Source organism: Pseudomonas sp. ANT_H12B, from assembly GCF_008369325.1.
Taxonomy (GTDB): Bacteria; Pseudomonadota; Gammaproteobacteria; order Pseudomonadales; family Pseudomonadaceae; genus Aquipseudomonas.
The window spans coordinates 101,713-116,352 of record NZ_VOBI01000020.1 but is presented as its reverse complement, the minus strand read 5'-3'; the positions used below and the strand labels follow the sequence as shown (position 1 = coordinate 116,352).

At 55.8% G+C, this 14,640-nt stretch carries 9 protein-coding genes; 2 read left to right on the top strand and 7 right to left on the bottom strand.

Annotated features, from left to right (window positions below; all coding sequences use genetic code 11):
• Window positions 1-151: 151 nt before the first annotated feature.
• On the bottom strand, window positions 152-1,174 hold the full coding sequence (locus FQ185_RS25365; protein WP_149419829.1) for a LacI family DNA-binding transcriptional regulator: 1,023 nt from the start codon (window positions 1,172-1,174) through the stop codon (window positions 152-154).
• A 300-nt stretch (window positions 1,175-1,474) separates the two neighbouring features.
• Here FQ185_RS25365 and FQ185_RS25360 point away from each other — a divergent pair, with 300 nt between their 5' ends.
• Window positions 1,475-4,258 carry a hypothetical protein gene (locus FQ185_RS25360; protein WP_149419827.1) on the top strand — a complete coding sequence of 928 codons (2,784 nt, stop codon included), beginning with the start codon at window positions 1,475-1,477 and terminating at the stop codon, window positions 4,256-4,258.
• A gap of 242 nt (window positions 4,259-4,500) precedes the next feature.
• Window positions 4,501-7,026, top strand: coding sequence for an autotransporter outer membrane beta-barrel domain-containing protein (locus FQ185_RS25355; protein ID WP_149419826.1), 2,526 nt, complete (start codon window positions 4,501-4,503; stop codon window positions 7,024-7,026).
• 81 nt (window positions 7,027-7,107) lie between these two features.
• Here the strand turns inward: FQ185_RS25355 and FQ185_RS25350 are convergent, their stop codons facing one another.
• From FQ185_RS25350 to FQ185_RS25320, 6 genes are all read right to left on the bottom strand, one after another.
• A complete protein-coding gene (locus FQ185_RS25350) occupies window positions 7,108-7,725 on the bottom strand; it encodes a LysE family translocator (RefSeq protein WP_149419825.1) in 618 nt (205 codons plus the stop codon).
• A gap of 45 nt (window positions 7,726-7,770) precedes the next feature.
• Window positions 7,771-8,616 carry an AraC family transcriptional regulator gene (locus tag FQ185_RS25345; RefSeq protein WP_149419824.1) on the bottom strand — a complete coding sequence of 282 codons (846 nt, stop codon included), beginning with the start codon at window positions 8,614-8,616 and terminating at the stop codon, window positions 7,771-7,773.
• 128 nt (window positions 8,617-8,744) lie between these two features.
• On the bottom strand, window positions 8,745-9,620 hold the full coding sequence (locus tag FQ185_RS25340) for a hypothetical protein (protein WP_149419823.1): 876 nt from the start codon (window positions 9,618-9,620) through the stop codon (window positions 8,745-8,747).
• Between the two features lie 254 nt (window positions 9,621-9,874).
• The gene (locus tag FQ185_RS25335; RefSeq protein ID WP_149419822.1) at window positions 9,875-10,234 is read right to left on the bottom strand and encodes a DUF6124 family protein; all 360 of its coding nucleotides are present in this window, start codon (window positions 10,232-10,234) and stop codon (window positions 9,875-9,877) included.
• Between the two features lie 471 nt (window positions 10,235-10,705).
• On the bottom strand, window positions 10,706-11,347 hold the full coding sequence (locus FQ185_RS25325; protein WP_149419821.1) for a DUF1345 domain-containing protein: 642 nt from the start codon (window positions 11,345-11,347) through the stop codon (window positions 10,706-10,708).
• 193 nt (window positions 11,348-11,540) lie between these two features.
• Window positions 11,541-14,639 (bottom strand): efflux RND transporter permease subunit, encoded by a 3,099-nt coding sequence (locus FQ185_RS25320; protein WP_149419820.1) that lies wholly within the window; start codon window positions 14,637-14,639, stop codon window positions 11,541-11,543.
• Between the last annotated feature and the right edge of the window lies 1 nt (window position 14,640).

Here is a 14,640-nt window from a genome sequence, read left to right as displayed (position 1 = left end):
AATCACCATGCTGGCTGCACGATGTTTGAACTCGCGGGAAAAGACTCTTCTTTCTTTCATGGAACCTCCAAATTGGCGAAATCATATCGCCCTTAAGAGGTGTCCGGAATTATTAGGCCAGTTCAGCCTGCTCGCGAAGAGGCCCCCACAGTCAACGCTGTCCAAGGGTCGACCCCCGCACAATCAACCGCGCCGAAAAATCCAGCGTCCGCACCGGCCCGTCATCACCACGCAAACGCTTGAGCAAACACTCAAACGCACTCGCACCGATTTCCGTCGTCGGTTGGGCGAGGGCGGTAATCCCGCTGCCCACCAACGGGTACCAATCCAGATCATCCAGAGCAATCAACCCAACGTCCTCAAACAGATTGCACTGCAGTTCACGCAACGAATGAGTACTGGCCAGCGCGGCAATCCCGTTTGCGCAGAACAGCGCTTTAGGGCCGGGGCAGGGCGTGTCGAGGAAGGTTTTCAAACGTGCGGTCAGCTCGCTACCAGTCTCGGCGAGGGTCCCTTGCAGCGTCGGCCGCTGCTCGATCTGCGCCTTGAAACTGCTGACCCGCTCGATCCGCGAACTGGTGCCGTCAAACGGTTCGGTGACCAATAACACGTCGCGATAGCCGCGCTCTTCAAGGTGCGCGAGGGCCATTTCGACCGCCGCAGGGTTGTCCAGCCCGACCAGATCGCTCTCCAATTGCTCGACCTTGCGATCCACCAGCACCAGCGGCATTTCCCGATGCAATTCACGCAGTTCATCGCGGTGATGGCCAAGGGTGTTCACGATCAAGCCTTCGATGTTGTACGAGCGCAGCAACGCCAAATGCTGACGCTCTTGCTCGTCATCGCGATCGGTGTTGCACACCACCAGGCTGTAGCCGTGCTGCCGGCAGGCGGTTTCCACCCCGTGCATCACGGCAATCGAATAAGGGTTACGGATATCGGCCACCAGCATGCCGATCAGGCGGGTGCGTCCACGCTTCAGGCCACGGGCCATCTGGTTCGGGCGATAGCCGAGTTCGGCAATTGACTGCTCGATGCGCAGGGCAATGGCATCGGAGAGCAGGGCGCGGTCATCGCCGATGAAGCGTGAGACGCTGGCCTTGGATACGCCGGCGCGTTCGGCGACATCGAGCATGGTTACACGGCTGCGTTGGGCGGTGGAGAAGTCGTTCATGGCGTTGATTTTCTTATTGTCGGAGTCTGCTGCGTAAATTCCTGAAACCGGTTTCATGGAACATCAATCCACACATCTCCGTCAAGAAGCATTTGATGTGGGAATGGACAAAAGCCCGTTCAGAACCGACGAACGGTATCTTTACCTGTCATATCTGACAGTAGGCAAGTGCAGTGTCTGAGCGCTTAATCTCCCCAGAAGCATCTCAAATCTTCCGCGTAATTAAAGTGAACGGGCTACATCATGACGATGAGGAAGGCGGCTGATAGAAGTATAGGGATTCTAGCGAGCCCGTTATCGGTGGAAGGTATTGATGATAATGACCTCGACGGATACGTGCCGCGCAACATTTTGCTTAATGGTACTCGAATCATTATTCCTTACTGGCCCGACCCGAAGCCTATGGACGAACTTTGGATCGAACTGTATCAAGGTGGCACTGTTACAAGGCTCTACACAGAATCCTACAGTCCACCACAACCACCTTTTCTCTATTTCAATTTGACGGCAGCGCACCTCGCAACTGACGGCGTTGCGCTTTTGTCTTATCAGGTTTGGAAAGGAGGCGGGGGCATCTCGGATCCATCACCTGAAAGAAAACTGACTATAGATCACACGCCTATTCTTGTTCTGAATGAACCTACGTTTCCCCATGCAACGATTTGGGGTTACTTGAATAACAAGACAGTACCGCCGTTGACCTCGGGAGCAACCGTTTTGATACCTACAGCCAACAGCCCTGCGGCAGATGGCGATACAGCCAAATTATATTGGCAAGGGTATTCAAGTTTGAATGGAAGCGGGCCACCAGTGCCGGGTACTTCCGGTGACTGGGAGATAACGCTGGAACCGAAGCATATGAATGGACATTGGCTGTTTGTTGTTCCGTTTGACCCCAATGTCAGACCACTTATTGATAATGCTTCAGCTATTGCACACTGGCAGTTGTTCAAAGGTGGGCGACTTGTCGGCGAGTCGCAAAAAGGTTTGGTGAAAATAGACAGGGTAACACCTGGCGAAAGTGGCCCTTCTGGCCTGAATACACAAGGAGATGGAAACATGGCTATAAAATTCGTACCAAGAACGCCAAGACCTGAATTCAACGGTGTCAAGAATATGGACCCCTTGGCTGTTATTGATATAGTCACACTTGCGGACGGTCTGATCGCCAAAAGCGTGCTGGATACCGGGTTTGTGACGATTAACTTTACCCGCACTGCAGAAGAGTTTGACGAGGATGAACTGGAACTGAAGTTCGGTGTTAAAGGCCAGGCGCAGGATTTGTGGGATCAAAAAATTCTACTTGGTCCGGTTGCTGCCCGGCCGGTTGGGACTATACCGATCCAGTTGCCAGCAAGTTTGTTTCCAGAACTTCCAACACCGGCAACGCCCACCATTTATGAAGCTATGTTTGAGCTCTACAAACAGGCGGGCGGTGTTAATGAACCCTCCAATGACTTGGAGTTTGTTATCGACAAGACTGCACCGTTTGGTTCAAAAAGGTCAGATAACGATGGGAATACCGTGGTCACGCTCGTCGTACCAACGCCAACCCCCACGTTCGTTAATCCACCCTCGGATGCGCAACGCACAATTACCGAAGCCTGGGCGGCGGATCCGGCTAACGCCAACCTGAATTTCACCGTGAACGTTGGTTATCCGCTGCGTCGTCTTGACGACAATCTTCGCGTCTGGTTGATTTCTGGCGTTCAGCGAGTCGAGGCGTGGAACGCTCCGGTACCCGCTAGCGGCGCATTTACTATCGCCAACACCGTGTTACGCACATTTCCAAACGGCCGCGTCAGAATTCAGTATCAATGGAAAGATCTGCCTGGTAATGAAAGTCGGGAGTCTGCCGCAAGTGACGTACTGACACTGGCATTGGCACAACCTCCAGTTTCAACAAAAGGTCCTCTGGTACCGAAAACCGATCCGAACTATACCACGGCACTTTATCTGGACGATTTTGCCGGCGCGATAACCGCGATCGTTGAAAGCGCTTTCATCACGAACGCAGAGCCAGGCGATGAAATTTTCATCACCATTGAAGACGCCACTGACGCAACTAACTTTGTAGATCTTACCTCTCAACCGTGGGTCGCCAATACCAATTTAACGTTTGCCCTGACATACACGGATCTCTCCAGAATATTTAACGATGCCGATGAGCCTAAAATGGCCAATATCTGGTATCAGATCGTTCGACCCGGTATTCCAAACGCTGAATCTCCGGTTCAACTCATCACGTTGGCATTCGACTATGCGGGACCCACGAATCCAGATCTTCCAGATCTTACTAACCCAGATATGGTGTCGCCTGTAGTGACGGGTGCCTCGAGTACGCCTAACGACTTGCTGCCCGGTGACAGAAACAGTCCGGGCAAATTTAAAGTTACCCTTGCAATCGGTCAGCCGCCTATTACTTCGGCCGAGTTAGCGAAGTGTTACATTAATGGTCAGCTTGTAGGTGAGTTTAATCCATTTGTGGGTGCGGATGAATTTGAAGTTCCTGTTTCGGCAGATATCATATCCAGGTTGCCCATTGGCATAGCAGATGCTCACTGGACCATTCAGAAGGCAGATAGTGATAAAAACGTAATGAAATCCCCTGACCAACAGGTGACTGTTGCTGGTGCAGCAGTACCTTTACCTCCACCTACAATCCGGATCCGCAATCCGGCCCTGCGTGATTACATTGAATGTTACGGCATGATCAGTCCAACCAGTAGCATGGTTCTAGGCTTGCAGATTCAGAAAGACCCACTTCTACCCCCAGGCAAAACGATTACTGCACGTTTCGCAGCTTACAGGGATCTGGCAGGGACTGATCTGATTTCCGGTACTGAAGACTCTCAAGATTATGTGATCAAAGCCGCAGATGTCCCTGATGTCGCGCCAGTGGCCAATCCTGCCATTTTCAAATTGGCACAACCTGTCAGGGGAGCAATAGCGTACGGCAAATATTGGTATACGACCGATATCAATGGACAGCAATCGTCTGACCCAGTAATCAAACGGATAGACAATATTAGCAACAGTTTTAACTATTGCGATCTGACACCTGCTCCGGCTGCGGCTACTTAGTTGGTGTATTAGCTCATCGATATTGCGGGAGAGACACGGATGTTTCTTTCGCGATTACCCGTGTTAACGGCAAGGGAACGGTAAGCACGCTACAGCCGGCGAGGATAATTTCTCTTTTGACAAGGATTTTTCCTACATAAAAGTCTCGATTTTCTCATTAGGGTGTCGAACGTTTTTTTGGTGGGAGCTTTCAATACTGCCAAAAAGCAATGTCAGTAGTTGCGCAGTTTGAGGAATTCCCCATGCATTTTTGTTTTAAATCTCCGCCCTCTGTGACTTTTCAGAAGTCAGTGATTGCTGCGGCACTTCTATCCTCCAGCGAGGCCTTCAGTCGAACGCTAGATCCAGGTGAGAGCGCAGTCGTCACGAACCCACCCGCACCGGAAGCCTGGGTGGTGTCCCAAGGGGGCACACTAACCATTGATAACGCACAGGCGCTGACCATCTCGTCATCAAATGCCAACGTCGTTTTCAATGGCGGTCAAAGCGCCCGTATCGATGCCAACACTTCAGTGGTAAACCTCTCTGGTGCGACTGTAAACAGCGCGGCTGGCAGGGGTGCGATACAACTGATCGACAGCAGCGCCATCATCGACAGAAGCACCATCATCAGTACAAACAGTTTCGGTCTTCTCTTGGGTCGCAATACCACTACCCCGGCGTCATCGAGCGCGACGGTCAAGGGAGGAAGCACGATCATCGGCCTGAATGGCGCGGATGCGGTGGGTTTTGCCGTATTAAACGTCGAGAATTCCACCGTCCGAGGCACGGGTTCGGACAGTTATGGTGTGAGGCTTGGTGGGGCGACGCTTTCGGCCAACGGCAGCGTTCTGTCCGGAGAGAAGAACGGCCTGCAAATCAACACTGATTTAACCGGTGTCAACGCCAGCACGGTCACGCTGAACAGCACCCGTGTAACAGGTGGCACAGGATCGGCCATCGTGTTGGGGTCATCCGGCAGTGCCGGAACCGTCGCGAATATCGATGTCCTCGGTGGCAGCGAATTGATTGGCGGCAACGGTACGGTGTTGCAGGCAACCAATGGTTCCTCCGCCAACCTTACCGTTGATGCAAGTGCATTTAGCGGCGATGTCGTTGCCGATAAGGGCAGTACAGTTGCGTTGCTAATGCAAAATGGCGCTTCGCTTGACGGCAATTTGCAGAACGTCACCCGGACAAGACTCGATACACGCAGCATCTTGAGGGGCAAAGTACAAGCGGTTGCGGGTACCGGAGCAATGGTCAGCCTCGACAACGGGGCTGTGATCGAAGGCGATGTGGAAAATGTAAACCTGTCGTTGAACAACGGCAGCAGGGTGGACGGTAATGTACAGACTGACACGGCGGGCACTGTGTCGCTGGACCATGCCTCGGTGGTGAAAGGTCTAATCAACAACGCCGACACTCTGGATATTAAAAACTCGGCGGAATGGGTGATGACCGGCAACAACGCTGTGAAGAACCTGGCACTCAATGACGGCGTTATCCGCATGGGCACCAACGAACAGGTCGTTCGGCTTGATGTAGCCTATCTCTCGGGTAAAAGCACCATTGTCATGGGGACCGACATGGGTACCGGTACTACCGATTTCCTGAATGTCGGCCATGCGAGTGGTCAACATCTGCTGCAGATCTCGGCGACCGGCAACAACCCGGTCACTGCCGAGGCGGTGAAGGTCGGTAACGTTGTTTCCGGTGATGCTCAATTTTCCTTGAACCGTGGAACAATGGACGCCGGCACGTTCGTCTACAGGCTGGCGAAGGAAGGAGAGGGGTTGTATCTGCAACCGGACAAAGAAACGGTCAGCACCTCAACCAATACGGCACTGGCCCTGGCCGGCAGCGCTCGCAGTGTGTTGAATGCTGAAATGTCCATGCTTAGCGATCAACTGGGTGATCGCAGCATGAGCATCCGGCCGGAAGCATCAATGCGCTCGATGGACGACAGCCCGGCGAAAAACCTCAGTAACAGTGTCTGGGTTCGCACTTACGGCAACCAATACAGTGTCGATAATGCCTACGGCGATGGCTATACCCAGAACCAGACGGGTATCACTGGCGGTGCCGACACAACGGTGGATATGGGCGGCAGGTCGTGGGTGTTGGGCGGGTTTGTAGGGTCGAGCCATACCCGGATGGATCTCAAATACGGCTCCACGGCTACCGTTGAAAGCCTCAATGCCGGTGTCTATGGCAGCACCTTCGATGTTGAAAGCGGCGTGTTCGTCAATGCCATGGTCAAAATCAACCAGTTCGATAACAAGGCCAAAGTCACCATGAGTGATGGCTCGCGTGCCAAGGGCGATTACAAAGCCATGGGCGTCAGCGGGTCGGTGGCGGTGGGCAAGCATATTCGCTTGAAAGACGACTACTTTGTCGAGCCTCAAGTGCAGCTATCGACTGGCGTCACTCAAAGTGACGAGTACCATCTCGACAATGGCCTGGAAGTGAAAAGCGACACCATGCGTTCGGTGCAGGGCAAAGTGGGGGTCAGAGGCGGGCGTGTCATCACCCTCGAAAACGGTAGTTTGCTTGAGCCCAGCCTGCTGGCGGCGGTTAATCACGAGTTTGTAAAAACCAATGAAGTGAAGATCAACGACGATGCGTTCGATGATGATCGCGCGAGCAGCTCAGTCGAGTACGGCGCCGGTTTGAAGTGGACGCCGGCGCAACGCAACTGGCAGGTTTCCGGCCAAGTGGGTGGCAGCAAAGGCTCGACCGTCAGTCAGGACTGGAGCGGTAGCTTGAGGCTGAGCTATTTCTTCTGATGAACGTTGTTTCATAGAAGTGAGCAATAAAAATACCCCGACAATGTCGGGGTATTTTTTTGCTTTCTGATTGAGTCGAGATCACACCAGCAAACTGAGCCAGGCTGAACCCAGCAGCAAAAAGGCCATTGCCCGATTGAAATGTTTCAAGGCTTTGGCTGAGCGAACCCATTTGGCCGATCCTGCGCCCAGTACCGCCCACATTCCCAGGCACGGCAGCGATACCAGAAAAAACACCAGAGACAGACCAAGGACTCGAACCTGGCGATCATCCCCGGTTCCGGCAAACACACTGACCACGGCCAACGCCATCATCCAGGTTTTGGGGTTGATCAGTTGCAGACTCGCGGCAGCCCTTAGCCCGAATGTTCGCGGGGATTGCTCACCCGAATGAGCATTGGGGAGGGTGGCCGGTGTCCGGAAAATCTGCCAGGCCAGGTAGCTGAGCCAGATCACGCCGGCGCCTTTCATCAGCGATTGCACAAGCGGCAGGTGCACCAGTGTTTGGCCAACGCCGCTGCCCACCAGCAACACAATCAACGCCGCACTGGCACAGGCGCCGAAGATGATTGGCAACGCAGCCTTGAAGCCGTACCGGGCGCTGTTACTCAGTACCAGAATATTGGTCGGCCCTGGCGTGATGGAGGCAACGAAGGCGAATAGCAAAAACGGCAGCAGGGTGGGAAAAGTCGACAACATGACGATGGGCTCCTTGGGTACTTGTAGGAGCCGATCCTCACAAAGTCAGCTTCCTGCGTCTGGAAGATTTGAGCAGCGCTTGCGGTACAGCGCCGGGGTTAACCCATAAGCCCGGACAAACCAGCGCCCCAGATGGCTTTGATCGGCAAACCCCAGCGCCATCGCCACCGTCGCCGGCTGTTCGCCACGGGCCAACATTCGCCGGGCAGTCGCCAAGCGCAACTGCACCAGATAGGCGTGGGGCGCCATGCCATAAGCGGCTTTGAACGCGCGGGTCAGGCGGAAGCGGTCGACGCCCGTTGCGGCGGCCAGTTGGTCGAGGCCGATATCGTATTGAGCGTTGGCGTGCAGGTACTCCCGAGCCTTCTGCGCCACCAGGGGCAGGCGCGGGTCTTCGCCATAGCGGGCGCGCCAGTGCAGGTGGCTGGTCAGGCGTTCGAGCAAGCCGTCGAGGGCGGTTTGACGCACTATTTTCAGTTCGCCACCGTGCAGGGTTTGAAAGGCCAGGCTGGTGGCATGGGCCAGACGCGAATTGGTCGCCAGGGTGTTGGCGAAACTCAATTGACTGTTGTCGGGCGCGTTTTCGAAAACCGCACCGAGTTCGCGCTTCAACCACTGCGGGTCGAGGTACAGCATGCGGTAGGTGAAACCGTCTTCGGTCGGCGCATCACCGTCGTGGATGTCGCCCGGCTCAAGCAAAAACACGTTGCCCGGCGTGCTTTGGTGCTTCGCTCGCCGGCAGTTGAACTGCTGAACCCCTTGCTCGGTGACGCCCACCAGGTAGCTGTCATGCCAGTGCGGGTCGTAGGCATGGCCCTCGAAATGCGCGCGCAGGGTCTCGATGCCGGTGTCGGCGTCCTGGGCCAGGTCGATCCAGTTGTGGGTGGTCATGACGGCTTGAACAGGTTGAGGTCAGGTGTACAGGTTAGCGTGGGGCGGGGGGAGGGTGTCTAGAAGGTTTGTGCGGGGAAAGATAAACCGTCAGCCCTGTCGGTTGACGGTTTTTGGTATGGGAACTGTCAGGCTTTAGCGACTTCGTCGTTGATATCAAAATTGCCATCTACCGTAACAACGTTTTCATTTATCTGAAAGGATGCAAACAGACTGCCTTTGGCATTCCCTGTCTTTGGCAGCTTTTCAATTTTGACCTTGCCCGCATTCGCTAAAAAGAACCCACCCTCATCTGGCCTGAAATAACTGACCCAGACTTGTGTGTTGCTTTTCAAATCGTACGTGCCGACGTCAACGTCTTTCCTAAGAAATACGGCGATATGTGAGCTCGTAGGAGGGAGATCGGTTCTCTTTCCGCCGACAATTATCCAGTAGCTTTTTCCTGGTTCAAGGGGTGGCTCTATGAACTCAAAACCAACTGAATCGGCGATGAAGGTTGTCTTAGAGTCACTGATTTCCGCACGGAAATCCCCAGTCCCGGTGGTTTGTTCGTTCAGACTTACTTCGTCGGAGATACCTGTCAGATCGAATTTACCGGCAGTCACTTCAACCACTGTATCGCCGGTTTTTGAGGTGAAATTAAAACTCCCTACCATTCGTGCTGTTTTCCAGTCGTAAGTTATTTGGAGCTTGCCGGATCGCGATCCCAGCTGAACTCCGTCTGCTTCTGAAAACAAGTCATAGTTCGCCCTGGCTTCAGTGTCCGAACTCGGATTCATCACCAACGACAAGTCATTATTCGATCCGTTACTGGCAATGCTCAGCGGTAGCTGAAATGACAGATATCTCCATCCGCCATCGGGCAGATCCATACGGGCCCTTAGATAAAACTTCTCAGAACCCTTTTCAATGGCGAAGTCGCTCCCGCCAACGAATGATTCGTCGGGGGTGCTAATCGTCGCGGACATGGATCCGGTGGTTTGATTGAGTTTGTTGCCGTTCATTGCTGCGCTCCCTGGTCCGTGACCATAGGTTCACCGGTCTGAATGCCCGGCGGGATTTCCAGCTTAAGGGCGTAGAAAAAACGGCGTAACTGTCAGAGTTGACAGGTGTCGCCAGTTTTTACAGATATCGCGCCGGACCACGTCAGCCAAAAAAACGCCGCAACATTGACCGAAAACCGCCGTCGAGAAATCTGTGGTGAGGGACCGCCTCAAAGTCCGACGCAGGCAAGCTCGCTCACCACAGACGACCGCACTTATTCAGGCGGGTCGATTTGATCCAGCACCCTGTTCGCCGTGAGCTCCGCCAGCATGATGCTGTTGGAAATGCCCAGCAGGGCATTGCGCGAGCCACCGTCTAAAAGATCTACCAAGTGATGGACCATCACATCGACCGAGGCCAGCGTCTCGACCAGATAAACCACCAGGGTTTCGGTTGTGGCTGCGGGGTCTACGGTAAACAGTGAGTTGGGTGTTCGCGGGGTGGCTTTGATGTCGGTAATTGACGGGAAGTGAAAGTCGAGGGCGCGCTCGGCGGCTTCGTTGAGTTTGTTTGAATCGAATTCGTACGGGGAGACCGGATCGGGGTCCGGCGGATTGGGTGTGACCTTGAACATATGTAAGTCTCCAACAATATGGAGCCGTCACCGAATCGCTGCTAAACGAGGGTGGCAGCTGTGCGCAGGTTAGCAGACCGGTGGAGACGAATCCGGCGCGCCCAAGGGCGCCCTGCGCACAGCTACCATAAAGTGCAGGCATGAAATGACCTGACTGTCTGGATGCAGATGCGCTTCGTCACAACGGGCTGCTAAACCCGATCACTGATGGGCAGTGACAGGACTCAAGTTACCGATGGGCTCCAAGGCGCACAAGCCGGCGGATTCTGGCGTAACCGTAGGCAACGGCGCAAGGTCTTGTAGCTTTCAGGAGGTAACACTGAGCGTTGTTAAACAAGCACTAAACGGCAATTCTGCAGCTGGCCTGAAACGCTCTGTAGAAGTCGCTCACCGCCTTCAGAGCGCCACCCGTAGCACTCGCCTGATTTTCATTAAATTCGGCATGCTGCTCGCCACATCAAACAAGAATCTTCAATTGAAAAGTCCCGCAGCGATATTGATCGAGAACCCCAAAATCGCCGTATTAAACAGAAACCCGATCAACGACTGCGCCAGCACAATCTTGCGCAAGTCTCGAGTCGCCACGCCGACATCGGACGTCTGTACCGCCACACCGATGGTGAAAGAGAAGTACAGAAAGTCCCAATAATTAGGGGTTGTCAGCCCCTCGGCAAAACGCAACGCCGGCTCCTTGCCGTTCCAGGTGTAATACAACCTGGCGTAGTGCACGCTGAAAATCACCCCGATCAACAGCCATGAACCGATCACTGTCAGCGCGGTGAAACCGTAATGCAGCAGCTTGCGGGCCGTTTCCAGATCTTTGCTGCCGGCGAGTTCGAAGGTGATGGTCGCCAGGCTGGCAATGGCTGCGATGCACACTACGAACAGCACCAGCCCGGCGTTTTCATCTTCGACCTCGGCGATGCGCTTCACGTCCGGGGCTTTGGCCCGCACGGTGAGCCAAAACATCAGGGCCAGGTAAGTCCAGACGCCGGTATTCCAGCCGATGAGGATTTTGCTGATGATCGAGTCGGCCGGCGCCAGAATGCCCACGGTGACGCCGAGCGTGGCGGCGGCGGACAGGCGCGGATGAGTGCGGGCGAGGAAGGGCATGGAGGCTCGATGGGGCAGGGTATTGCAAACACCTTAGCCCAGCGTGGTCAGTTGTGACCATTACCTTGAAGCCGGCGCCAACCTTTGTGGGAGCGAGCCTGCTCGCGAAGAGGTCATCACATTCAACATCCATGTTGACTGTTACACCACTTTCGCGAGCACGCTCGCTCCCACAGGTTATCGGTGTTGTTGGTTAGATACCCTTATGCCGCTTGCGCACCAGCTTCATCACCACCACAAAGAACACCGGCACAAACACCACGGCCAATGTCGCGGTGATCATCCCGCCAATCACCCCGGTGCCAATGGCTTGCTGGCTCGCCGAGCTGGCCCCGGTGGCAATCGCCAGCGGGACCACGCCGAGGATGAACGCCAGGGATGTCATGACGATTGGCCGCAGACGCAGGCGTGCGGCTTGCAGCGTGGCGTCGATCAGGTCGTGACCTTCGTCGTACAGGCTCTTGGCAAACTCGATGATCAGAATCGCGTTCTTCGCCGACAGCCCGATGATGGTAATCAGCCCGACCTTGAAGAACACGTCGTTGGGCATCCCGCGCAAGGTCACGGCCAGTACCGCACCGAGTACACCGAGCGGCACCACCAGCAGCACCGAGGTCGGAATCGACCAACTCTCGTAAAGCGCCGCCAGACACAGGAACACGATCAACAGCGACAAGCCGAGCAGGATCGGCGCCTGACTGCCGGACAACCGTTCCTGCAAAGACAAACCGGTCCATTCCTGGCCCAGTCCTGCCGGCCCTTGCGCTACCAGGCGTTCGATTTCTGCCATGGCTTCGCCAGTGCTGTGGCCGGGCTTCGGTTCGCCGGAAATGCTGATGGCCGGGTAGCCGTTGTAACGGGTCAACTGCGCCGGGCCCTGGGTCCATTTGGCCTGGACGAAGGCCGACAACGGCACCATTTTCCCGGTGTTGTTGCGCACGTGAATTTTCAGCAGGTCGGCGACCTGACTGCGCTGGTCGCCTTCGGCCTGGACCACCACTCGCTGCATCCGCCCCTGATTGGGGAAGTCGTTGATGTAGGCCGAACCGACGGCAGTGGACAGCACGTTGCCGATGTCGGCAAAGGAAACGCCGAGCGCGTTGGCCTGTTTGCGGTCGACTTCCAGTTGCACCTGCGGCGCTTCAGCCAGCGCGCTTTCGCGCACGTTCATCAGGATCGGGCTGTTCTCGGCGGCGGCTAGCAATTCGCTGCGTGCCTGCATCAGCGTGGCATGGCCGAGGCCGCCGCGATCCTGCAAGCGAAACTCGAAACCGCTGGAAGTACCGAGACCGTCCACTGGCGGCGGAAGGACCGCAAACGCTACGGCATCCTTGATCTGGCTCAACGCGATGTTGGCGCGGTCGGCAATGGAGCTCGCCGAATCGTCGCTACCGCGATCCGACCAATCCTTCAACGTGGTAAACGCCAGCGCCGCATTCTGGCCGCTGCCGGAGAAGCTGAAACCGAGAATCACCGTGCTGTCGCCAACGCCCGGTTCAGTGGCGTTGTGCGCTTCGATCTGCTCGACCACCTGCACCGTGCGGTTCTTGCTCGCGCCGGGTGGCAGTTGAATGTCGGTGATGGTGTAACCCTGATCCTCCACCGGCACAAACGAGGAGGGCAGGCGACTGAAGCACACGCCCAGGCCGATCAGCAGCACGCCATAGATCAACAGGTAGCGACCGCTGCGTTTCAGTGCATACGCGACCCAGCCCTGATACCGCACGGTCAGTTGTTCGAAACGTCGGTTGAACCAGCCAAAGAATCCGCGCTTTTCGTGATGCTCGCCCTTGGCAATCGGCTTGAGCAACGTTGCGCACAGCGCCGGGGTCAAGGTCAGGGCAAGGAACGCCGAGAACAGGATCGAGGTGGCCATCGACAACGAGAACTGTCGGTAAATCACCCCGACCGAACCCTGCATGAATGCCATCGGAATAAACACCGCCACCAGCACCAGGGTGATGCCGATGATTGCCCCGGTGATCTGTTTCATTGCCTTGCGGGTTGCTTCCTTGGGCGACAGGCCTTCGGTGACCATGATCCGCTCGACGTTCTCCACGACCACAATGGCGTCATCCACCAGAATCCCGATGGCCAGCACCATGCCGAACATGGTCAGCACGTTGATCGAAAACCCCAGTGCAAGCATCGTTGCGAACGTGCCCATCAACGCCACCGGCACCACCAGCGTCGGGATCAGTGTGTAACGGATGTTTTGCAGGAACAGGTACATCACCGCAAACACCAGCAACATTGCCTCAACGAGGGTGTAGACCACTTTAGTGATCGAGACTTTGACGAAGGGCGAGGTGTCGTACGGAATCTTGTATTCCACGCCGGCCGGGAAGTAGCGCGCCAGCTCATCCATCTTTGCCCGCACCAACGTTGCGGTGCTCAGCGCGTTGGCCCCAGGCGATAGCTGCACGCTGACGGCGGTGGACGGTTTGCCGTTCAGGCGGGTAGAAAATTGATATTCCTGACTGCCGATTTCAACCCGCGCCACATCGCCGATGCGCACGGTCGAACCGTCGGGATTAGCCTTCAGGACGATGTCGGCGAACTCTTCAGGCGTGGACAGTTGGCCCTTCACCAGAATGGTCGCGGTAATTTCCTGGGTGTTGCGGGTCGGCAGGTCACCGATGCTGCCGGCCGAGACCTGGGCATTTTGCGCGACGATGGCGGCGTTGACGTCGGCCGGCGTCAGGTTGAAACCGATCAGCTTCTGCGGGTCGATCCAGATCCGCATGGCCCGTTCGGCGCCGTACAGCTGCGCCTTGCCGACGCCGTCCAGGCGCTTGATCTCGTTCATCACGTTGCGCGCCAGGTAATCGCTGAGCGCCACGTCGTCGAGCTTGCCGTCGCTGGAAGTCAGGGTGATCAGCAACAGGAAACCGGCAGAGACTTTCTCCACCTGCAAACCCTGTTGCGTCACCGCTTGAGGCAGGCGCGACTCGACCACTTTCAAGCGGTTTTGCACATCGACCTGAGCCATTTCCGGGTCAGTGCCCGGCTGGAACGTCGCGGTGATGGTGGCGCTGCCGAGGCTGCTCTGGGATTCGAAATACAGTAGGTGATCAGCGCCGTTGAGTTCTTCCTCGATCAGGCTGACCACGCTTTCGTCCACGGTCTGCGCCGAAGCGCCCGGGTACACGGCATAGATTTCGACTTTCGGCGGCGCGACGTTGGGGTATTGCGCCACCGGTAACTGTGGAATGGCCAAGGCGCCGGCCAACAGGATGAACAGGGCAACCACCCAGGCGAACACCGGGCGATCGATAAAGAACTGCGGCATA